Genomic DNA, 20362 nt, shown 5'->3' with positions numbered 1-20362 from the left:
CGCAGCAATGGTCATACCTTCATAGCGTGGGCTCCATGAAGCACTCACCGCGTCTTTGGACGGTTCTCAGCTGCTCCGTGCTGGTCGCGTCCCTGGGGGCCGGCGCCACCGCCTGCGGGCCCGGAGACAACCCGCTGTCAGCCCGCCCGTACGACGCGGGCGACAAGGTCGTCTTCAACCAGCCCCCGGGCGGCCGTCCCCTGGACCCCGAGAAGCCCCTGGAGATCACCGCCAAGGGCACCGGCGGCAACCGGATCACCGACGTGTCCGCCGTGGACGCCCAGGGCCGCCGCCTCGCGGGCGAGCTGAGCGCCAAGGGCGACCGCTGGCACAGCACCGCCCCGATGGCCGCCGGCGCCCAATACACGGTCCTGGTGAACACCGAGGACGAGCGCGGGGCTCCGGGGCAGCGCAGGCTGACGTTCAAGACGACTCCGGCCAAGCAGGTCCTGAAGGTCGAATTCGGGCCGGACGAGGGCAAGTACGGCGTCGGACAGCCCATCACGGCCGAACTCAACGAGCCCATCACGGACAAGGCCGCCCGAGCGATCGTGGAACGGGGCCTGGTCGTCGACACGCCGCCGGGCGTCGAGGGCGCCTGGCACTGGGTGGACGACAAGCACCTGCACTTCCGCCCGAAGGAATACTGGCCCGCCCACTCCGCCGTCTCCGTACGGAGCAATCTGGAGGGCATCAAGATCTCCGACGAGTTCCACGGGGCCGCCACCAAGCCGCTGCAGCTGGAGATCGGGGACCGGGTCGAGGTCACCACCGACGCGTCCTCGCACTACCTCACGTTCGAGCGCAACGGAGAAGTGATCAACACCATTCCGGTGACCACCGGAAAGCCCGGCTTCTCCACCCGCAACGGGGTCAAGGTGGTGCTCGGCAAGCAGTACTTCGTCCAGATGCGCGGCGACACCGTCGGCATCGGCGGCAGCGAGTACTACAACCTGCCCGTCTACTACGCGACCCGCGTCACCTGGAGTGGTGAATACGTGCACGCCGCGCCGTGGTCCGTGGGCTCGCAGGGCTACGAGAACGTCAGCCACGGCTGCACCGGCATGAGCACGGGCAACGCCGCCTGGTTCTACGAGAACATCACCGAGGGCGACATCGTCCGGGTGATCAACAGTATCGGTGATGACATGGAGCCGTTCGGCAACGGCTTCGGCGACTGGAACCTGGACTGGAAGGAGTGGCGCGACGGCAGCGCCCTCCTCAAGGGCACCCAGGAAGGGCGCAGCCCGATCGACAAGGCCCGCCTGCGGCCGACCGTTTAGGTCGGCTTCGCCTCCGGGGCCGCCTTTGTCGGCTCCAGGAGGGCGTGCGTCCTCGGAATCCGCTCGTTCCTCGCGGATTCCTCCGGGCGCTCGCCCTCCTTCGCCGACGCGGCTCCTTCGGCTCAGCCAACCGGTGCCGTCAGCGGCGGCGGGGTAGGGCGCAGGGGGGAGGGGTGGGTCAGGCGGAGTTGGAGGCCAGGCGGGGGCGCAGGAGGCCCGCCAGGGCGTCCGCGAACTCCACGGGGTCGACCGGGAGGGTCACCGCCGCGTCCGCACGGCTCCAGGTGGCCAGCCAGGCGTCCTGCGGACGCCCCATCAGCAGCAGTACCGGCGGGCACCGGAAGATCTCGTCCTTGATCTGCCGGCACACGCCCATGCCGCCGGCCGGAACCGCCTCGCCGTCCAGCACGCACACGTCGATCCCGCCCGCGTCCAACTCGCTCAGGACGGCCGGGAGGGTGGCGCATTCCACGAACTCGACCGGCGGCAGGTCCGCGGCCGGCCTGCGCCCGGCCGCCAGCCGCACCTGCTCCCGGGTGCTCGCGTCGTCGCTGTAGACCAGAACCCGTGCAGTCGACCGCATTTCGTTCCTCCACGGTGCCGTGAACAACGTTGATGTTGCGCGGGATGCTACTCCGTCCGACCCGGTGTCAACATCGGTTCGGACAGCCTCGCCGATGAACGCCCCGGGCCGATCTGATGGGCCGTTCGGGCCTTGCACACGCCCCTGACACTCCGAACGGCACCCCCCGGGGTGAGGGCGGGATAAGCGACCGACATAATGTCGGTCGTGGCGACAGCAACGACAGTAGATACCGGGCACGCGCACCCGACGGTCAACCGGCCGAACCTCGTCAGCGTCGGAACCATCATCTGGTTGAGTTCCGAGCTGATGTTCTTCGCGGCCCTCTTCGCGATGTACTTCACCCTGCGATCCGTGACAGGTGCCGAGTACTGGACAGAGCAGGCTTCGGCCTTGAATCTGCCCTTCTCGGCGACGAACACGACGATCCTGGTGCTTTCCTCCCTCACCTGCCAGCTCGGCGTATTCGCCGCAGAGCGCGGTGACGTGAAGAAGCTCCGGTCGTGGTTCATGATCACTTTCGTCATGGGTGCGATCTTCATTGGCGGCCAGGTGTTCGAGTACACCGAGCTGGTCAAGCACGAGGGCATGAGCCTCTCGTCCGGTCCGTACGGCTCCGTGTTCTACCTGACCACCGGGTTCCACGGTCTGCACGTGACGGGCGGTCTCATCGCCTTCCTGCTGGTCCTCGGCCGGACGTACGCGGCCAAGAGGTTCACCCACGAACAGGCCACGTCGGCCATCGTCGTGTCCTACTACTGGCACTTCGTCGATGTCGTCTGGATCGGCCTCTTCGCGACGATCTACCTGATCAAGTAGCGAACACGTCACCGGGCCAGACCCGGCACTCCATCCAGAAACACCGACGCAGAAGATCCTGACACCGGGGTAATCCGTGAAAAAGCTCTCCGCACGACGACGCCATCCGCTGGCGGCGGTCGTCGTTCTACTCCTCGCGCTGGCGGCCACTGGGGGGCTGTACGCCGCCTTTGCTCCCGCGGGCAAGGCGCAGGCCGATGAAACCGCCCAGTCCCTCGCCATCGAGGAGGGCAAGAAGCTCTACGCCGTGGGTTGCGCAAGCTGCCACGGAACCGGCGGTCAGGGTTCCACTGACGGCCCCAGCCTGGTCGGCGTCGGCTCCGCGGCCGTCGACTTCCAGGTGAGCACGGGCCGCATGCCCGCCCAGCAGCCCGGCGTGCAGGTGCCGAAGAAGCCGGTCGTCTACGACCAGGCGCAGATCGACCAGCTCGCCGCCTACATCGCCTCCCTCGGCGCCGGCCCGATCGTGCCGACCGAGAAGCAGTACGACCCGGCGGGCGCCGACATCGCCAGGGGTGGTGAGCTCTTCCGCAACAACTGCGCGCAGTGCCACAACTTCACCGGCGAAGGCGGCGCGCTGACGAACGGCAAGTACGCCCCGAACCTCGAGGGCGTCGAGCCGAAGCACATCTACGAGGCCATGCTCACCGGCCCGCAGAACATGCCCTCCTTCCCGGACAGCACCATGCCGACGAAGGAGAAGAAGGACATCATCGCGTACCTCCAGCACGTGAACGGCGAGAAGTCGGTCAGCCCTGGCGGCCTGAAGCTCGGTGGCCTCGGCCCCGTCTCCGAGGGTCTGTTCGGCTGGATCTTCGGCCTGGGTGCGCTGATCGCTGTCGCCGTCTGGGTCGCGGCCCACACCGCTAAGGCCAAGAAGTCATGAGTAGCCAAGAGATTCCCGAAGAGAAGCACCTGCCGAGCGAGCAGGGCGACGCGCACCACGGTGGCGTAGCAGTCGCGGACGATCCGTTCGCCGACCCGGGCCTGCCGGTCCACAAGCCCCGTATCCAGGACATCGACGAGCGGGCCGCGAAGCGCTCCGAGCGCACCGTGGCGATGCTGTTCACGCTGTCGATGCTGGCCACGATCGGCTTCATCGCCTCGTACGTGACCTTCCCGGTCGACAAGATCGTCTACATCTTCCCCATCGGGAAGGTGAGCGCGCTGAACTTCGCGCTCGGTATGACCCTGGGCACGGCCCTCTTCTGCATCGGCGCGGGGGCGGTCCACTGGGCCCGCACCCTGATGTCCGACGTGGAGGTCGCCGACGAGCGCCACGAGATCGCGGCGCCGCCGGAGGTCAAGGCGAAGGTCCTGTCGGACTTCGCCGACGGTGCGAACGAGTCCGGCATCGCCCGCCGTCCGCTGATCCGCAACACGATGCTGGGCGCGCTGGCCATGCTGCCGCTGTCCGCCGTCATGATCATGCGTGACCTGGGCCCGCTGCCCGAGGACAAGCTGCGCCACACGGTGTGGGCCAAGGGCAAGCTGCTCATCAACGACAACACGAATGAGCCGCTGCGTCCCGAGGACGTCCAGGTCGGTTCGCTGACCTTCGCCCGGCCCGAGGGCCTGGAGGAGGAGCAGCACGACTTCCAGACGCAGATCGCCAAGGCAGCCCTGATGATCGTCCGGATCAAGCCGGAGGACATCAAGGACAAGCAGGAACTCGAGTGGTCCCACGAGGGCATCGTGGCCTACTCGAAGATCTGCACCCACGTCGGCTGCCCGATCAGCCTGTACGAGCAGCAGACGCACCACGTGCTCTGCCCGTGCCACCAGTCCACTTTCGACCTCTCCGACGGCGCCCGTGTCATCTTCGGCCCGGCCGGCCACGCGCTTCCGCAGCTGCGGATCGGCGTGAACGGCGAAGGCTTCCTCGAGGCGCTCGGCGACTTCGAAGTGCCCGTCGGCCCTGCATTCTGGGAGCGCGGATGAGCACTGCCACCGATTCGAAGCGCAAAGCGCCGGCCGGCGAGCGGGTAGCCGACTGGGCGGACGGCCGCCTGGGCATCTACAGCCTGGCCAAGTCCAACATGCGCAAGATCTTCCCGGACCACTGGTCCTTCATGCTGGGTGAGATCTGCCTCTACAGCTTCATCATCATCATCCTCACGGGTGTGTACCTGACGCTGTTCTTCCACCCGAGCATGAACGAGGTCGTGTACCACGGCTCGTACGTGCCGATGCAGGGCGTCCAGATGTCCGAGGCCTTCGCCTCGACGCTGGACATCAGCTTCGACGTCCGCGGTGGTCTGCTGATCCGGCAGATCCACCACTGGGCGGCCCTGATCTTCGTCGCGGCGATGCTCGTGCACATGATGCGCGTGTTCTTCACCGGCGCGTTCCGCAAGCCGCGCGAGGTCAACTGGATCTTCGGCTTCCTGCTGCTGGTCCTCGGCATGTTCACCGGTTTCACCGGTTACTCCCTGCCGGACGACCTGCTCTCGGGCACCGGTGTCCGCTTCATGGAGGGCGCGATCCTGTCCGTGCCGATCGTCGGCACGTACCTGTCGTTCTTCCTCTTCGGCGGCGAGTTCCCCGGCGGCGACTTCGTCGCGCGGTTCTACTCGATCCACATCCTGCTGCTGCCCGGCATCATGATGGGCCTGCTGGTGGCCCACCTGATCCTGGTCTTCTACCACAAGCACACCCAGTTCGCGGGTCCCGGCAAGACGAACAACAACGTCGTCGGCATGCCGCTGCTGCCGGTCTACATGGCCAAGGCCGGAGGCTTCTTCTTCCTGGTCTTCGGTGTCATCGCGGCCATCGCGGCGATCGCCTCGATCAACCCGATCTGGGCGCTCGGCCCGTACCGGCCGGACCACGTGTCCACCGGCGCGCAGCCCGACTGGTACATGGGCTTCTCCGAGGGCCTCATCCGTGCGATGCCCGGCTGGGAGATCAACCTCTGGGGCCACACGCTCGTCCTGGGCGTGTTCATCCCGCTGGTGATCTTCCCGCTGGTGCTGGCCGCGATCGCGGTCTACCCGTTCATCGAGTCCTGGGTCACCGGGGACAAGCGCGAGCACCACATCCTGGACCGCCCGCGCAACGTCCCGACCCGTACGGCCTTCGGTGTGGCCTGGCTGACGTGGTACGTCATCCTGCTGATCGCCGGTGGAAACGACATGTTCGCGCAGTACTTCCACCTGTCGATCAACAACATCACCTGGTTCGCCCGTATCGGCTTCTTCGTCGGCCCGGTCATCGCCTTCGTCATCACCAAGCGGATCTGCCTCGGCCTCCAGCGCCGGGACCGGGACAAGGTGCTGCACGGTCGTGAGACCGGCATCATCAAGCGCCTGCCGCACGGTGAGTTCGTCGAGGTCCACGAGCCGCTGACGCAGGGCCAGCTGCACACGCTGACCTCGCACGAGCAGTACAAGCCGGTCGAGATCGGCCCGACGGTCGACGAGAACGGCGTCGAGCGCAAGGTCGGCCGTATGGAGAAGCTCCGCGCGAAGCTCAGCAAGGGCTACTACGCGGAGGACAGCCAGATTCCGAAGCCCACGGTGGAGGAGTACAAGGAGATCCAGAGCGGCCACGGCCACCACTGATCCCGCTTGAGGGACTGATTTCGGTCAGTCCTGGTGTCGCCACGGCAAGAGCCCCGTCCAGTGTCCGGACGGGGCTCTTTGCCGTCCCCGGGGCTGGATAGGCTGGAGCCCTTCCCATCCGACGTGGGCCCCGACCCGGGTGGCCGACCAAAAGCAGGAGCGGACCATGAACGTTGCGACCCCGGCAGGCGGCGACAGCGTGGCGGCCCGTGGCTGGCCGGGCGTCCTCGACGCGCTGCTGAGCGGCCAGGACCTGCGCGCCGAGGAGAGCGCCTGGGCCATGGACAGGATCATGCGCGGGGAGGCCACCGACGCCCAGATCGCCGGCTTCGTGGTGGCGCTGCGGGCCAAGGGCGAAACCGTCGCGGAGATCAACGGCCTCGTACGCTCCATGTACGAGCACGCCAACCTGATCGAGGTGCCGGGCCGGACCGTGGACATCGTCGGCACCGGCGGCGACGGGGCCAAGACGGTGAACATCTCGACGATGTCGTCGATCGTGGTGGCCGGCACCGGAGCCAAGGTCGTCAAGCACGGAAACCGGGCCGCGTCCTCCGCGAGCGGCTCCTCCGACGTCCTGGAGAAGCTCGGCGTCAACCTCGACCTCAGCACGGCGCGGGTCGTCGAGGTCGCCGCCGAGGCCGGCATCACCTTCTGCTTCGCGGTGAAGTTCCACCCGGCGCTGCGGCACGTCGCGGCGGCCCGCAAGGAACTCGGCATCCGCACCACCTTCAACATCCTCGGCCCGCTGACCAACCCGGCCCGGGTCCGGGCCCAGGCCTCCGGCGTGGCCGACCCCCGGATGGCCCCGATCGTCGCGGGCGTCCTCGCCGAGCGGGGCTCCTCCGCGCTGGTCTTCCGCGGCGACGACGGCCTGGACGAACTGACCACGGCGTCGACCTCGCGGATCTGGTGGGTCCGCGACGGCAAGGTCACCGAGCACACCCTCGACCCGCGTGACGTGGGCATCTCCCTGGTCGACGTCTCCGCCCTGGCCGGCGGGGACCCCTCGTACAACGCGGACGTGGCCCGCCGCCTGCTGGCCGGCGAGACCGGCCCGGTCCGCGACGCCGTCCTGCTGAACTCGGCCGCCGCCCTCGTGGCGCTGGACCCGGGCACCGGCACCCTGGAGGAGCAGATCGCGGCCGGTATCACCCGCGCGGCCGAGTCGATCGACTCGGGTGCGGCGCGGGCCGCCCTGGAGCGCTGGGTGCGAGCGAGCAACGCCTAGCACCCGGCCTGGCGCCCGGCCGCGCCGGAAAGGCGTGAAAGCGATGACCCCGGTCCACGATGCGGACCGGGGTCTTGTGCGTGAGGGATCTTGTGGCAGGATGCTGACCAGGTCACGAGTGACAGCGTTTAGGCCCCGGCTTGCTGTCCGGCAACCCTCCTTCCGTGGCGGGGTGCCCCGGGTGATGACCAGGTCGTAGGCAGAAAGGCCTACGGCAAGCGCGGATCCCTCGACACCAGGGGTCCTGGTCTCTCGAGGAGCTTTTTCCGTGAGCAAGCGAATGCGATAGGGCGACTCCGCCCCTCTTCACCCTCCGCACGGCCCCCAGCCGTCCGTGCGTCGAGGCAACTCCCGTACCCCACAGCCGCATGCGCGTCCGCGCATCCGTGCACCCGTGTACGGGCCGTCCGAAGCCATTCAGCCTGTCCCGCCGGGAGATACCGCCATGTCCACGTACCCGAACGCCGTCGCCACCGCCGCCGTGACCGCCCCCGTTGCCGCCCCCGTCGACCCCGCCCGTGCCGAGCCGCTGCCGGTCCTCGGCCGGGACGTCACCGTCCCGCTCGTCACCGGTGGCGAGGTCACCTACGCGGCCCTCGACTACGCGGCCAGCGCCCCGGCGCTCCAGCGGGTCTGGGACGACGTCGCCGCGTACGCCCCCTACTACGGCAGCGTGCACCGCGGCGCCGGCTACCTCTCCCAGCTCTCCACCGACCTCTTCGAGCAGAGCCGCACCACGGTCGCCGAGTTCCTCGACTGCCGCCCCGCCGACCAGGTCGTCTTCACCCGGTCCACCACCGACTCGCTGAACCTGCTCGCCGCCGTACTCCCGGCCGGCTGCCAGGTCTTCGTCTTCGAGACCGAGCACCACGCCTCGCTGCTGCCGTGGGCCGACACGCAGGTCACGTACCTCAACGCCCCCCGTACTCCCGCCCAGGCCGTCGAGACCCTCGAGCGGGCGCTGGCCGCCCGTGACCCTTACGGCCCGGCGCTGGTCTGCGTCACCGGCGCCTCCAACGTCACCGGCGAGCTGTGGCCGGTGAAGGAGCTCGCCGCGGCCGCGCACGCCCACGGCGCGCGGATCGTGCTGGACGCCGCCCAGTTGGCCCCGCACCACCCCGTCTCCGTGCAGGAACTGGACGTGGACTGGGTGGCCTTCTCCGGGCACAAGCTCTACGCGCCGTTCGGCTCGGGCGTGCTGGCCGGCCGCGCGGACTGGCTGCAGCAGGCGGAGCCGTACCTGGCCGGCGGCGGCGCCTCCCGGAAGGTCGCCCGCCGCGCGGACGGCGGCGTCGACGTCGAGTGGCACACGACGGCCGCCCGCCACGAGGCCGGCTCCCCGAACGTCATCGGCGTGTACTCGATCGCCTCCGCCTGCAAGGCCCTGACCGAGGCGGGCTTCGAGAGCCTCGTCGCCCGCGAGCACCACCTGATCGCCAAGGTCCGGGACGGGCTGGCGGAGGTCCCGGCCGTTCGGATCCTCTCCCTCTTCGGGGACGACGCCCCGCGGGTCGGCGTCATCTCCTTCGTCGTGGACGGCTGGAACAGCTCGCACTTCGCGGCCGCGCTGTCGGCGGAGTACGGGATCGGCGTCCGCGACGGCCTGTTCTGCGCCCACCCCCTGGTCCGCACCCTGCTGGGCAGCGAGCCGCAGGCCCAGGGCGAATGCGGAGCCCCCGAGGCGGCCCCGGGCGAGCGCTCGCTGAACGCGATCCGCGTCAGCTTCGGCGCGGGCACGCCCGACGAGCACGTCGACCGCTTCGTCCGCGCGGTCAAGGAACTCGTCGCCGACGGCGCCAAGTGGCAGTACCGCACCGAAGAGGGCCGCTGCGTGCCCATTTCCTGACACGCCGGACTCCGTCCGTCGTCACCGTCCCGGCATACGCTTCGCCGCATGACGTACTGGGATCCGATACCGACCGCCCGGGCCATGGCGGGCGAGCCGCATCCGCTGTGGCGGGGCGACCGGGTGAGCCGCGACTGGTCCGGGCCTGCGCCCGACGGCTGGGAGCAGCGGGACTGGCGGAGCGTGCCGGGCCCCTTCTACGCGGCCCACACCGACACCTGCCTCACCGGGCGGCAGTGCGCGCCCGACCACGTCATGTACGAGGACGCGTACGGCAGTGAGTTCGTGTACCACCAGCCCCGGACGCCCTCGGAGGTCCACGCCCTGGTCTGCGCCGCCGAATGCGAACCCTTCCGGGCGTACGGCGGCGACGGCGACGCCCACTGGACCCCGGAGCTGGTCCGGGACTGGTGGCGGGACCGGGCCCGGGTGCGCGAGTGGGCCGTGAGGGCGGGCTGCGGACCCTGGGCATCGGCCCGGAGCGACTGGATGAACGACGCCGCGGCCGGGGCCCGTGCGTACGTAGCCCACATCGACGGCGACCTGGCGGACCACCTCCGCGACTACCTGTTCTGGCTGGCCGAAGGCCGCCCGGCACGGACGGGGGAGAGCGTGCCGGAGCTGGGCACATGACCTCGCGCCACTGCCGAGGGCCTGATGCGGCCGGGATCCGCGAGCCGGGACGAACCAGGCGCTACGCGTCGAGGCCGATCGCGAACGCCGCTTCCAAGTCGTGCTGGGAGTACGTGCGGAACGCCACGTGGGTGTCCGTCGCCTCCACGCCCGGGATCTTGCTGATGCGGCCCGGGATGATGTCCGCCAGGTTCTCGTGGCGGGCCACGCGGACCAGCGCGATCAGGTCGTACGTCCCCGTGACGGAGTAGACCTCGCTGACGTTCTCCAGCGCGGCGATCGACTCGGCGATCTCGGGGATGCGGTCCACGCTGGTCTTGATGAGCACGATCGCGGTGATCACGGCTGGCTGTCTCCCTCGGTGGCCGTCGCTGGTCTCCTCACTCTAGTCGTACGCCGATACCGCACCCACGCGTAGACGAAGCCGAGCGAGAAGCCCACCACATGGGCCAGGTACGCCACCCCCGGGCCGCTCCCCGCGCGGTGCGCCGCCAGCCACTGGAGGCCGAACCAGAACAGGAGGACGATCCAGGCCGGGAAGCGCAGCGGGAGGAAGAGGAGGAACGGGAACAGGCTCGTCACCCTCGCCCGGGGGAACAGGCACAGGAAGGCCCCCAGCACCGCCGAGATCGCCCCCGATGCGCCCACCAGGGTCTGGGGCGAGGAGGCGTTGGCCGCCGCGTACGCCGCCAGGGCGAGGTAACCCGTACAGACGTAGAAGGACAGGAATTCCGGTCGGCCCATCCGCTCCTGCGTCATCACGCCGAAGACGTAGAGGAAGAGCATGTTGCCGAGCAGGTGAAGCCAGCTGCCGTGCACGAACAGCGCGGTGAGCGGGGTCAGCAGCGCCCGCCCCGACCCGGTGAACAGCTCGTCCGGGACCACTCCCCAGCGTCGGAAGTACGCGGTCCCCGCTTCCAGTAACCGCTCGCCCGTCCCGTACGAGGGGTTCAGCCCCGAGGCCGGACCGAGCAGGAACACCACGCAGCAGCCGGCGATCACCGCGTGGACGACCACCGGGCCCCGGACGGCTTCCCGGAGGGCCTGCCACCTTACGATCATGCGATTGAGCATGACCCAAGCGGACCCACCCGGAGCACCGGCAGGCCGTAGGGTTACGTGCTGCGGTCCGCCGATTGACGCGGACGGCGGCTTTAATTGAATCAGCTACGAAGGAGAGAGCGGCCTGATGACGGTTCCCCTGCCGACCGACACCACCCGGTGGCGCTGCACGCTGTGCGGCAACCTCACGCGTTTCGACGTCACTCGTTCGTCGAAGGTCGTGGAGTACGTCCACCTGGATCTTGCCGGGGAGCCCAAGGTCGAGGAGCGCGAGGTGGTCAATGAGACCATCGAGTCGGTCCGCTGCCGGTGGTGCAACGCGGTGGACCAGATCGAGCTCGTGGACAGGCCGGGCACGGACTCCTGACGGAGCCGGGCCCACAGGTAGATCACGGTAGGGGTGACGGATTGTGGAGCCAGCAAGCGGCGCTGAGCCGGCCGACGCGGCCGGCGACGCCGCGGAGGTGCTCGACCGCCCGCTGCCGGAAGGCGTGCGGCGCCGGGTCGTCGCGCTCGTCTCGGACGCCTTCGGCGGACTGACGGTCGCGGACCTCCCGGCGCAGCTGCGCCAGTACGCCCGGTTCACCCCGACCCGGCGCGCGAAGTTCGCGGGCAACGCCATGGCCGCGGCCGTGGAGACGGACGCCGTCTTCCGGGGCCGCGTCGCCGAGAAGCTGCGCGAGGCGCAGGCCGAGCTGGCCGGTGCGCTGGAGTCCGGTGCGCCGCCCGCCGCCGCGGACCCGCTGGACGTGGCGGCCGCCGCGTACGTGCTGCGGCCGGTCGGCTGGGTCAAGCTGGTGGCCTCCGCCGGCGAGGAGGCGCAGCGCGCCGACGCCGAGCGGGTCGGCGAGGAGACCCGGCGCGAACTGGACCGCCTGCGCGAGGAACTGGCCCACGCACGGGACGCGCAGCGCCTGGGCGGGGAGCAGGTGCGGGCCGAGCTGGAGGCGGTGCGCAAGGAAGCGGAATCGCTTCAGCGCAAGCTGCGCAGCGCCCAGAGCGACGTGAAGCGCGGCGAGGCGGCCCTGCGCAAGGTCACCGCCGAGGTCGACGGGATCCGGGGCGACGCGGCCGCGCAGGTGGCCGCCGCCGAGAGCGAGACCCGGCGGCTCAAGTCCCGCCTCGCGGAGGTCGAGGCGGCGCTGGAGACCTCTCGCCGGGCCACCCGTGAGGGCCGCAGCGTCGAGGACATGCGGCTGCGGCTGCTGCTGGACACCGTGCTGGACGCGGCCCAGGGGCTGCGCCGCGAGCTGGCGCTGCCACCGGTGTCGACGCGGCCGGCCGACACCGTGGATGCGGTGGAGCCGGGCCGGATGACCCCGAAGGACATCGCGGCGCGGGCCCTGTCGGAGACCGACCCGGCGCTGCTGGACCAGTTGTTGGCGCTGCCCCAGGCCCATCTGGTGGTCGACGGCTACAACGTGACCAAGACCGGCTATCCGACGATGCCGCTGGAGAAGCAGCGGCTGCGGCTCCTGGGCGGGCTGTCGATGCTGGCCGCGCAGACCGGAGCGGAGATGACCTGTGTCTTCGACGGCGCGGAACTGGCGGCTCCGGTGCTGCTCGCGCCGCCGCGCGGGGTACGCGTGCTGTTCTCCAAGCCCGGGGTCACGGCGGACGAGCTGATCCGCCAGCTGGTGCGCGCGGAGCCCCCCGGCCGGCCGGTGGTCGTGGTCTCCACGGACCGCGAGGTGGCCGACGGCGTGGCGAAGGCCGGCGCCCGGCCGGTGACGTCCGCTTTGTTGCTGAAGCGGCTTTCGCGCGTTTCGTAACTCGTCGACGGAATGCCCGATTTGGCATGGCCGAGAGGGAACGTACCGTCAAGTGCCCTGCACAGAGCGTGGGCTGTAGGTAAAGAACCTGGTCGGCAAGCGATTTTTTTCTCGACAGGATTTGAACTGATCACAGCCGGGTCACTAGGGTCTGCTCAAACCTTCGTGCGGTAGATCACCCATTCGGGGTGGCGGCGGGGGTGTCGCCGAGTTGCGTTCCTTCGGCGGCTCTAGGAAGAAGGAGCTCGCCTTCGTGGCGTCCCACCGTCGACCCAAGCAGCCGACCCGCACTCGTGTGACCGTGCTCACCGCCACGGCCGCCGCGGCCGTCGCCCTCTCCGCACACGGCGCCTCCGCCGCTCCGGCCCAGCCGAACAAGGACGAGGTCAAGGCCAAGGTCGACGCCCTCTACGAAGAGGCGGAGCAGGCCACCGAGAAGTTCAACGGGGCCAAGGAGCGCCAGGAGAAGCTCGAGAAGGAGATAGGCCAGCTCCAGGACCAGGTCGCCCGCGGCCAGGACGAGCTCAACCAGCTGCGCACGACGCTGGGTTCGATGGCCAGCGCCCAGTACCGCACCGGCGGCATGGACCAGTCCGTCGCCCTCTTCCTCTCCGGCGACCCCGAGACCTACCTCGACAAGGCCTCCACCCTGGAGCAGTTGAGCGGCAAGCAGGTCGAAACGGTCCAGAAGATCCAGGCCAAGCAGCGCTCGCTCGCGCAGCAGCGCCAGGAGGCCTCCGGCAAGCTCGCGGACCTCGACGCCACCCGCACGGAGCTCGGCGAGAAGAAGAAGGCCTCGCAGGACAAGCTCACCGAGGCCCAGGCCCTCCTCAACTCCCTGACCGCGCAGGAGCGCGCGGCGCTCAAGGACGAGGACACCCGCGCCAGCCGCAGCGACAGCGACCGCGCCGACCTCGGCAACGTCAAGGCCTCGGGCCGCGCAGGCGCGGCCCTCGCGGCCGCGAAGACCAAGCTGGGCAGCGCGTACGTCTCCGGCGCGACCGGCCCGAGCGCCTACGACTGCTCGGGGCTGACCCAGTGGGCCTACAAGCAGGCCGGCGTCAGCATCACGCGCACCACCTACACCCAGGCCAACGACGGCACGCGCATCGGCAAGAGCCAGCTGCAGCCCGGCGACCTGGTGTTCTTCTACTCGGACCTGCACCACGTCGCCCTGTACGCGGGCAACGGGATGGTCCTGCACGCCTCGAACCCGCGCGGTGGCGTCAAGTACGAGGCCATCGGCAACATGCCGTTCCAGTTCGGCGTCCGCATCGGCTGACGCTCCCGGGTCTCCTTCGCGGGACGCGCCGCACACCGCCCATCCGGGCGAATTCCGCGGCCCCGCTGTGACCACACGCCCCGCCGGTGACCTGCGTCTCCGGCGGGGCGTCGTCGTGTCCGCCCTCCGGGGGTCGTTGGCCGCTGCGTGGCCGCGCGGCTACTGTCTGCCAGCGCGGAGCCCGGCACACGACCGTCCACGGGGGGCGGACCCGGTCCCGCGCAGCGGAAGGGAGTGGTTCCTCGTGGCGTCCCATCGCCGGCCCGGGCTCGGCAGACTCGACCGGAGCACCAAGGTCACCGTCCTCACCGCCGCCGCGGCCACCGCCGCGGCAGCCTTGGCGGGCGGGGCGGCGAGCGCGGCCCCAGCGCATCCGCAGGAACCCCCGGCCGGCGCCCGCGCCCAGGTCGACCGGCTCTTCGAGGAGGCCGAACAGGCCACCGAGCGCTACAACCAGGCGGGGGAGCGGGCCGACCGGCTGCGCACCGACATCGACCGGGCCCAGGACGCACTGGCCCGCGGCCAGGACCGCATCAACACCATGCGCGGCGTCCTCGGCACCTTCGCCGGAGCCCAGTACCGCTCCGGCGGCATCGACCCCGCCGTCGAGCTGATGCTCTCCGAGGACCCGGACGAGTACCTCGACAAGGCCTCCCAGCTCGACCGGTTGACCGACCGGCAGGCCCGGCAGCTCGACGAACTGCGCAAGGAGCAGCGCCGGCTGGGCCAGCAGCGCCACGAGGCCTCGCTGAAGCTCGCCGAACTCGACGCCGTACGCGCCGACGTGGCCCGCCAGAAGCGTGCCGTCACCGCCAAGCTCGCCGCGGCGCGCCGGCTCCTCAACGCCATGCCCTCGCAGGAACGGGCCGACTTCGAGCGGGCCTCCCGCGCCGGCGACCGTCCCGAGGGCCTGCCCGAGCTGAACTCGCTCGGCCCCTCCTCGGGGCGCGCCGCGACCGCCGTGATGGCGGCCCGGGCCGCGGTCGGCCGCCCGTACATCTGGGGCTCCACCGGGCCCTCCGGGTTCGACTGCTCCGGGCTGATGGTGTGGTCGTACCGGCAGGCGGGCGTCTCGCTGCCGCGCACTTCGCAGGCCCAGCGGTACGCGGGCCGCCAGGTCCCGCTCTCGCAGGCGCAGCCGGGCGACCTGGTCACGTACCGCTCGGACGCCAGCCACGTCGGCATGTACGTCGGGAACGGGCAGGTGGTGCACGCCCCGTACCCGGGGGCGCGGGTGCGGTACGACCCGGTCGGGATGATGCCGGTGTCCTCGGTGACCCGTCCCTGACCCGGTCCCTGCCCCTTCCCTGACGCAGGCCGTGCGTACGATCGTCGGATGTCCCCGGTCCGTCGGCTCCTCGTACGCGCACTGCCGCTCCTGCTGAGCGTGCTGCTCGCGGGGTGCGGGGCGCCTGCGGTGCGGGACGCAGCCGAGGGGGACATCCGGGAGGCCGTGGCCGCCTGGTCGCGGACACCGCCCCCGCAGCTCGCCGGGATCCCGCTGGAGGGATGGGCGTACGAGGTCTCCGCGGTCCGCCGGGACGGTGCGCAGGCCACGGCCCGGGCGGAACTGCACTACCGCCTCGCCGGCTACGACACGGCCCCGGCCGGTTCGGCGCGCGAGGTGCGGCTGAGCCGGGACGGCGGAGGATGGCGGGTCACCGGGGACCGGGCGGCGCCGGGCGCTCCGCCGCAGCTGTGGGACCAGGGCCCGGTGGAGGTGGTCCGGGGAGCGCACGCGCTGGTGCTCGGCGTCGGCCAGTCGCCGCAGACCCTGTCCGAGATCGGGGCGGAGGCGGACCGGGCGGTGCCCGCGGCGAGCGCCGCCTGGCCGCGGCCGTGGGCGGGCCGGGTGGTCGTGCTGGTGCCCGGCTCCCTGGAGCGGATGGCGCAGCTGCTGGGACGGCCGGCTGCCGAGTACCGGGGCATGGGAGCCGTCACGACGGGCCGGGTGGGCGCCGCCGCGGCTCCCGCCGACCGGGTCGTCGTGAACCCGGAGGGATGGGCGGAGCTCAGCGCGGCGGGCCGCGGCGTGGTCCTGACCCACGAGGTCACCCACGTGGCCACCCGCGCCGCGACCACCGCGAAGACCCCGCTGTGGCTCTCGGAGGGCTTCGCGGACTGGGCGGCGTACCGCGGCGGCGCCACCGCCCCGCAGCAGGCCGCGCCGGCCCTGGCCCGGGCGGTCCGCCGCGGCGAGCTGCCGCCCGCGCTCCCCGCCGACGAGGCGTTCGCCTTCGGCGCCGACCCGGATTCACTGGCCCGCGCGTACGAGGGCGCATGGCTGGCCTGCCGCCTGATCGCGGTCAAGTGGGGCGACGCCACACTGGTCCGCCTCTACGAACGGGCGGGCCGCGAGCCCCTGGCGACGGTCCTGGAGGAAACGATCGGCGGCGATCTGCCGGGCCTGACGCTGGCCTGGCAGGCGAGCCTCCGCCAGGAGCTGGGCGCTTCGTAGCCCGCCCGCGGCCGGGCAGGGGCCGCACGGGGCCGTCCGGTACTGTCGGCTGGCGATGCACAAGACGCTGATCGTGACCAATGACTTCCCGCCGCGGCCCGGCGGCATCCAGGCCTTCCTGCACAACATGGCGCTGCGGCTGGATCCCGACCGGATCGTCGTCTACGCCTCCACCTGGAAGCACGGTGCGGAGGGCCGCGAGGCCACCGCGGCCTTCGACGCCGAGCAGCCGTTCCAGGTCGTGCGCGATCGTACGACGATGCTGTTGCCCACCCCGCGCGTGACCCGGCGGGCGGTCGGGCTGCTGCGCGAGCACGGCTGCGAGTCGGTGTGGTTCGGGGCGGCGGCCCCGCTGGGGCTGATGGGCCCGGCGCTGCGCCGCGCCGGGGCGAAGCGGATCGTGGCGACCACCCACGGGCACGAGGCGGGCTGGGCGCAGCTCCCGGCGGCGCGGCAGCTGCTGCGCCGGATCGGCGAGGGCACGGACACGCTGACCTACCTGGGCGAGTACACGCGCTCGCGGATCGCCTCGGCGCTGACGGACCGGGCGGCGGCGCGGATGGTGCAACTCCCGCCGGGAGTGGACGAGAAGACCTTCCACCCCGGGTCGGGCGGCGACGAGGTCCGGGCCCGGCTGGGGCTGTCGGACCGGCCCGTGGTGGTCTGCGTCTCGCGGCTGGTCCCGCGCAAGGGGCAGGACACGCTGATCGAGGCGATGCCGCGGATCCTGGCCGCGGTGCCGGACGCCGTGCTGCTGGTGGTCGGCGGGGGGCCGTACGAGGCGGACCTGCGGGCGCTGGCCGTCTCGACCGGGGTCGCGGACTCGGTGGTCTTCACGGGCGCGGTCCCGTGGGCCGAGCTGCCCGCCCACTACGGCGCCGGGGACGTCTTCGCGATGCCGTGCCGGACCCGCCGGGGCGGACTGGACGTGGAGGGCCTCGGCATCGTCTACCTGGAGGCCTCGGCGACGGGCCTGCCGGTGGTCGCGGGCGACTCGGGCGGGGCGCCGGACGCGGTCCTGGAGGGCGAGACGGGCTGGGTGGTCCGCGGCGGCGTCCCGGAGGACGCGGCGGACCGCGTGATCGCGCTGCTGCAGGACCCGGAGCTGCGCCGCCGCATGGGCGAGCGGGGCCGCGCCTGGGTCGAGGAGAAGTGGCGCTGGGACCTCCTGGCCGACCGCCTGCGCGAGCTGCTCTGAGCGACCCGGCCCGCGATTACGCCGACCAGGGCGCGTCGGGGCCCCGGCCGTGCATGTCCCGCCGGACGCGGAAGGCATGTCTGCGGACGTGCACGACGGTTGCGCGGCGGCGAGGAGTGGTGAGGACCGTGGACGACGTGCTGCGCGGCACCGTGGCCCTGGTGACCGGGGCTTCGAGCGGGATCGGCAAGGCGGCCGCCCTGGCGCTCGCCGGGCGGGGGGCCACCGTCGCGCTCACCGCACGGCGCGGGGATCGGCTCACGGAACTGGCGGCCCAGATCGAGTCCGGCGGCGGCTCGGCCCTGGTGCTGCCCGCCGACATCGCCGACGAGGCCGAGGCCGCGCGCGTGGTGGAGCGTACGGTCAACGAGCTCGGGCGGCTGGACACCCTGGTGAACAACGCGGGCCTGATGATCCTGGGCCAGGCCGCGCGCTCGGCCCTCGCCGACTGGAAGCGCATGGTGGACATCAACCTCACCGGCCTGATGCACACCACCCACGCGGCCGTGCCGCATCTGGCGAACGCTGCCGGGGACGGCCCCCGGCAGGTCTCCGACATCGTCAACGTGTCCTCCGTGGCGGGCCGCCAGGCCGCGGCCATGGGCGCCGCGTACTGCGCCACGAAGTTCGGCGTGGTCGCGTTCAGCGAGGCGCTGCGCCAGGAGCTGGCGCGGCAGCACGTACGGGTCTCGCTCGTCGAGCCCGGCAGCGTGGACACCGAGCTGCGCGAGCACAACGCCCCCGAGGTGCAGCAGGCGCTGGCGAAGGTGCTCGGGGACATCGAGCGGCTGCAGGCGCAGGACATCGCGGACGCGATCGTCTACATCGTCACGCGGCCGCGGCGGGTCGCGGTGGCGGAGATGCTCGTCCGCCCGACCGAGCAGGTCTGACGCCGCTTCCACCCCGCCCCGGACCCGGCGCGGTGATCCTCCGCCACATCTGACTGTTCCTCAGAAGTCTGTCAACACCGCCTCTGGGTGGACGGCCGGATTCCGCCCATGATGCGGCCATGACACCCCAGCTGACGCGCCGTCATTTCCTGGGTATCGGCGCCCTCCAGACCGCCGCCGCCCTCGGCTTCACCCGCATAGGCCTGCAATCGGCCGCGGCCGCCGAGCCCGCCGCCGCTCAGTACGCCCCCGCCATTGTCGTGGGCTCGGGCTACGGCTCGGCCGTCGCCGCCCTCCGGCTCGGGCAGGCCGGCGTACGGACCGTCGTCCTCGAGATGGGCCGGCTCTGGAACACCCCCGGCCCGGACGGCAAGGTCTTCCCCTCCACCTCCGCCCCCGACCAGCGGTCCATGTGGTTCCGCACCCGCACCGAGGCCCCGCTCGCCCAGTTCCTCTGGCTCGACGTCGTCAACCGCGACATCAGCCCCTACCCCGGCGTCCTCGACCGCGTGAACCACGGCGACATGTCCGTGTACGTCGGCCGCGGCGTCGGCGGCGGATCCCTCGTCAACGGCGGGATGGCCCCGACGCCCCGGCGCTCGTACTTCTCCGAGGTGCTGCCCCGGGTCGACGCCGACGAGATGTACGGCACGTACTACCCCCGCGCCCGCGCGATGCTCGGCGTCAACGACATCGACCCCGGCTGGTTCGAGTCCACGGAGTGGTACCGGTTCGCCCGGATCTCCCGCAAGCACGCCCAGAACACCGGCCTGCGGACCACGTTCGTGCCCAACGTGTACGACTTCTCGTACATGCAGCGCGAAGCCGCCGGCACCGCCACCCGATCCGCCCTCGCCGGCGAGGTCATCTACGGCAACAACCACGGCAAGAAGAGCGTCGACAAGACCTACCTCGCGGCCGCGATCGGCACCGGCAACGTCACCATCGAGACCATGCAGCGCGTGGTCGGCGTACGCCAGGACCCGGCCGGGGGCTACGTGCTCACCGTCCAGACCAGCGATCTGACGGGAAGGGTCACCCAGGTCAGGGAGCTCGGCTGCAAACAGCTCTTCCTCGGCGCCGGCAGCCTCGGCACCACCGAGATCCTGCTCCGCGCCCGTGAGCGGGGCACGCTGCCCGCGCTCAGCGAGAAGGTCGGGCTCGGCTGGGGCCACAACGGCAACATCATGACCGCCCGCGCCAACCACCTGTGGGACACGGTCGGCTGCGACCAGGCCACCATGCCGGCCCTGGGCATCGACGACTGGGACAACGCCGCCCACCCGGTGTTCGCGGAGATCGCCCCGCTGCCCATGGGCTTCGAGCACTGGATCTCGATGTACCTGGCCATCACCAAGAACCCCGAGCGCGGCCACTTCACGTACGACGCGGCTACCGACTCGGCGCGGCTCAACTGGCGCCGGGACCAGAACACCCCGTCGGTCCAGGCCACGAAGAACCTCTTCGACCGCATCAACCGGGCCAATTTCACGATCTACCGGTACGACCTGTTCGGCGACAACAGGAACTTCGCCGACAACTTCACCTACCACCCGCTCGGCGGCTGCGTCCTCGGCGACGCGACCGACGACTACGGCCGCGCCAAGGGCTACCAGGGGCTGTACGTCGTCGACAGCTCCCTGATCCCGGGCTCGCTCGGGGTGAACCCCTTCGTCACCATCACCGCGCTCGCGGAGCGCAACATGGCGCGGATCCTCGCGGAGGACCCCCGATAGCCGTCC

The 20362-nt window shown here is 71.1% G+C and carries 19 protein-coding genes and 1 riboswitch; of the genes, 16 read left to right on the top strand and 3 right to left on the bottom strand.

The window, feature by feature from the left end; translation table 11 throughout:
- Nucleotides 1–35 precede the first annotated feature (35 nt).
- Nucleotides 36–1283, top strand: coding sequence for a L,D-transpeptidase (locus tag ACZ49B_RS03880; RefSeq protein ID WP_468300136.1), 1248 nt, complete (start codon nucleotides 36–38; stop codon nucleotides 1281–1283).
- 178 nt (nucleotides 1284–1461) lie between these two features.
- On the opposite strand, the gene ACZ49B_RS03875 is transcribed toward ACZ49B_RS03880, so the two are convergent.
- Nucleotides 1462–1866 (bottom strand): DNA-binding transcriptional response regulator, encoded by a 405-nt coding sequence (locus tag ACZ49B_RS03875; RefSeq protein WP_266629973.1) that lies wholly within the window; start codon nucleotides 1864–1866, stop codon nucleotides 1462–1464.
- Between the two features lie 198 nt (nucleotides 1867–2064).
- Here ACZ49B_RS03875 and ctaE point away from each other — a divergent pair, with 198 nt between their 5' ends.
- The 7 genes from ctaE (at nucleotide 2065) to ACZ49B_RS03840 (ending at nucleotide 9958) form a co-directional block, all read left to right on the top strand.
- Nucleotides 2065–2685 carry an aa3-type cytochrome oxidase subunit III gene (gene ctaE / locus ACZ49B_RS03870; RefSeq protein WP_383507996.1) on the top strand — a complete coding sequence of 207 codons (621 nt, stop codon included), beginning with the start codon at nucleotides 2065–2067 and terminating at the stop codon, nucleotides 2683–2685.
- 76 nt (nucleotides 2686–2761) lie between these two features.
- A complete protein-coding gene (gene qcrC / locus ACZ49B_RS03865; protein WP_468300134.1) occupies nucleotides 2762–3571 on the top strand; it encodes a cytochrome bc1 complex diheme cytochrome c subunit in 810 nt (269 codons plus the stop codon).
- Nucleotides 3568–4626: a cytochrome bc1 complex Rieske iron-sulfur subunit gene (gene qcrA / locus ACZ49B_RS03860; protein ID WP_468300132.1), complete on the top strand. Its 1059-nt coding sequence runs from the start codon at nucleotides 3568–3570 to the stop codon at nucleotides 4624–4626. The genes qcrC and qcrA overlap by 4 nt, the downstream gene beginning before the upstream one ends.
- Nucleotides 4623–6248 (top strand): cytochrome bc1 complex cytochrome b subunit, encoded by a 1626-nt coding sequence (gene qcrB / locus ACZ49B_RS03855; RefSeq protein ID WP_468300130.1) that lies wholly within the window; start codon nucleotides 4623–4625, stop codon nucleotides 6246–6248. Before qcrA ends, qcrB begins: the two co-directional genes overlap by 4 nt.
- A 166-nt stretch (nucleotides 6249–6414) precedes the next feature.
- Nucleotides 6415–7479 carry an anthranilate phosphoribosyltransferase gene (gene trpD, locus ACZ49B_RS03850; RefSeq protein WP_468300128.1) on the top strand — a complete coding sequence of 355 codons (1065 nt, stop codon included), beginning with the start codon at nucleotides 6415–6417 and terminating at the stop codon, nucleotides 7477–7479.
- A 110-nt stretch (nucleotides 7480–7589) separates the two neighbouring features.
- Nucleotides 7590–7706: riboswitch (SAM riboswitch) on the top strand.
- A gap of 218 nt (nucleotides 7707–7924) precedes the next feature.
- On the top strand, nucleotides 7925–9325 hold the full coding sequence (locus ACZ49B_RS03845) for an aminotransferase class V-fold PLP-dependent enzyme (RefSeq protein ID WP_468300126.1): 1401 nt from the start codon (nucleotides 7925–7927) through the stop codon (nucleotides 9323–9325).
- Between the two features lie 48 nt (nucleotides 9326–9373).
- Nucleotides 9374–9958 (top strand): ferredoxin family protein, encoded by a 585-nt coding sequence (locus ACZ49B_RS03840; RefSeq protein WP_468300124.1) that lies wholly within the window; start codon nucleotides 9374–9376, stop codon nucleotides 9956–9958.
- A 61-nt stretch (nucleotides 9959–10019) separates the two neighbouring features.
- On the opposite strand, the gene ACZ49B_RS03835 is transcribed toward ACZ49B_RS03840, so the two are convergent.
- Both ACZ49B_RS03835 and ACZ49B_RS03830 read right to left on the bottom strand, forming a co-directional pair.
- Entirely contained in the window at nucleotides 10020–10301 is a 282-nt protein-coding gene (locus ACZ49B_RS03835) for an Lrp/AsnC family transcriptional regulator (protein WP_030013053.1), read from the bottom strand.
- A complete protein-coding gene (locus ACZ49B_RS03830) occupies nucleotides 10298–11020 on the bottom strand; it encodes a rhomboid family intramembrane serine protease (protein ID WP_468300122.1) in 723 nt (240 codons plus the stop codon). The genes ACZ49B_RS03835 and ACZ49B_RS03830 overlap by 4 nt, the downstream gene beginning before the upstream one ends.
- 127 nt (nucleotides 11021–11147) lie before the next feature.
- On the opposite strand from ACZ49B_RS03830, the gene ACZ49B_RS03825 reads away from it, so the two are divergent.
- The 8 genes from ACZ49B_RS03825 to ACZ49B_RS03790 all read left to right on the top strand — a co-directional run bounded on the left by ACZ49B_RS03825 (nucleotide 11148) and on the right by ACZ49B_RS03790 (nucleotide 20356).
- The gene (locus ACZ49B_RS03825; RefSeq protein ID WP_030291802.1) at nucleotides 11148–11387 is read left to right on the top strand and encodes a hypothetical protein; all 240 of its coding nucleotides are present in this window, start codon (nucleotides 11148–11150) and stop codon (nucleotides 11385–11387) included.
- A 40-nt stretch (nucleotides 11388–11427) separates the two neighbouring features.
- The gene (locus ACZ49B_RS03820; RefSeq protein WP_468300747.1) at nucleotides 11428–12792 is read left to right on the top strand and encodes an NYN domain-containing protein; all 1365 of its coding nucleotides are present in this window, start codon (nucleotides 11428–11430) and stop codon (nucleotides 12790–12792) included.
- A gap of 253 nt (nucleotides 12793–13045) precedes the next feature.
- The gene (locus ACZ49B_RS03815; protein WP_468300120.1) at nucleotides 13046–14074 is read left to right on the top strand and encodes a C40 family peptidase; all 1029 of its coding nucleotides are present in this window, start codon (nucleotides 13046–13048) and stop codon (nucleotides 14072–14074) included.
- Between the two features lie 244 nt (nucleotides 14075–14318).
- A complete protein-coding gene (locus ACZ49B_RS03810; RefSeq protein WP_468300118.1) occupies nucleotides 14319–15362 on the top strand; it encodes a C40 family peptidase in 1044 nt (347 codons plus the stop codon).
- A gap of 48 nt (nucleotides 15363–15410) precedes the next feature.
- Nucleotides 15411–16532: a hypothetical protein gene (locus tag ACZ49B_RS03805; RefSeq protein WP_468300116.1), complete on the top strand. Its 1122-nt coding sequence runs from the start codon at nucleotides 15411–15413 to the stop codon at nucleotides 16530–16532.
- Nucleotides 16533–16587: 55 nt separating this feature from the next.
- Nucleotides 16588–17730, top strand: a complete 1143-nt coding sequence (locus tag ACZ49B_RS03800) for a glycosyltransferase family 4 protein (RefSeq protein WP_468300114.1) — start codon at nucleotides 16588–16590, stop codon at nucleotides 17728–17730.
- 119 nt (nucleotides 17731–17849) lie between these two features.
- Nucleotides 17850–18620 carry an SDR family NAD(P)-dependent oxidoreductase gene (locus ACZ49B_RS03795; RefSeq protein ID WP_468300112.1) on the top strand — a complete coding sequence of 257 codons (771 nt, stop codon included), beginning with the start codon at nucleotides 17850–17852 and terminating at the stop codon, nucleotides 18618–18620.
- A 119-nt stretch (nucleotides 18621–18739) separates the two neighbouring features.
- Nucleotides 18740–20356 carry a GMC oxidoreductase gene (locus ACZ49B_RS03790; protein WP_468300110.1) on the top strand — a complete coding sequence of 539 codons (1617 nt, stop codon included), beginning with the start codon at nucleotides 18740–18742 and terminating at the stop codon, nucleotides 20354–20356.
- Nucleotides 20357–20362: the final 6 nt, after the last annotated feature.

The sequence above is a fragment of the Streptomyces sp. NPDC031132 genome (genome assembly GCF_055570595.1).
Note: the sequence above shows the minus strand (reverse complement) of the source record. Positions and strands in the feature narration are given on the sequence as shown.

Excerpts from the sequence above, each read along its gene's own strand:
- ctaE (WP_383507996.1), top strand. The coding sequence starts at position 2,065 with ATGTCGGTCGTGGCGACAGCAACGACAGTAGATACCGGGCACGCGCAC.
- qcrB (WP_468300130.1), top strand. The coding sequence starts at position 4,623 with ATGAGCACTGCCACCGATTCGAAGCGCAAAGCGCCGGCCGGCGAGCGG.
- ACZ49B_RS03825 (WP_030291802.1), top strand. The coding sequence starts at position 11,148 with ATGACGGTTCCCCTGCCGACCGACACCACCCGGTGGCGCTGCACGCTG.
- ACZ49B_RS03845 (WP_468300126.1), top strand. The coding sequence starts at position 7,925 with ATGTCCACGTACCCGAACGCCGTCGCCACCGCCGCCGTGACCGCCCCC.
- ACZ49B_RS03800 (WP_468300114.1), top strand. The coding sequence starts at position 16,588 with ATGCACAAGACGCTGATCGTGACCAATGACTTCCCGCCGCGGCCCGGC.
- ACZ49B_RS03840 (WP_468300124.1), top strand. The coding sequence starts at position 9,374 with ATGACGTACTGGGATCCGATACCGACCGCCCGGGCCATGGCGGGCGAG.
- ACZ49B_RS03805 (WP_468300116.1), top strand. The coding sequence starts at position 15,411 with ATGTCCCCGGTCCGTCGGCTCCTCGTACGCGCACTGCCGCTCCTGCTG.
- qcrA (WP_468300132.1), top strand. The coding sequence starts at position 3,568 with ATGAGTAGCCAAGAGATTCCCGAAGAGAAGCACCTGCCGAGCGAGCAG.
- ACZ49B_RS03875 (WP_266629973.1), bottom strand. The coding sequence starts at position 1,866 with ATGCGGTCGACTGCACGGGTTCTGGTCTACAGCGACGACGCGAGCACC.
- ACZ49B_RS03880 (WP_468300136.1), top strand. The coding sequence starts at position 36 with ATGAAGCACTCACCGCGTCTTTGGACGGTTCTCAGCTGCTCCGTGCTG.
- ACZ49B_RS03830 (WP_468300122.1), bottom strand. The coding sequence starts at position 11,020 with ATGATCGTAAGGTGGCAGGCCCTCCGGGAAGCCGTCCGGGGCCCGGTG.
- ACZ49B_RS03790 (WP_468300110.1), top strand. The coding sequence starts at position 18,740 with ATGACACCCCAGCTGACGCGCCGTCATTTCCTGGGTATCGGCGCCCTC.
- trpD (WP_468300128.1), top strand. The coding sequence starts at position 6,415 with ATGAACGTTGCGACCCCGGCAGGCGGCGACAGCGTGGCGGCCCGTGGC.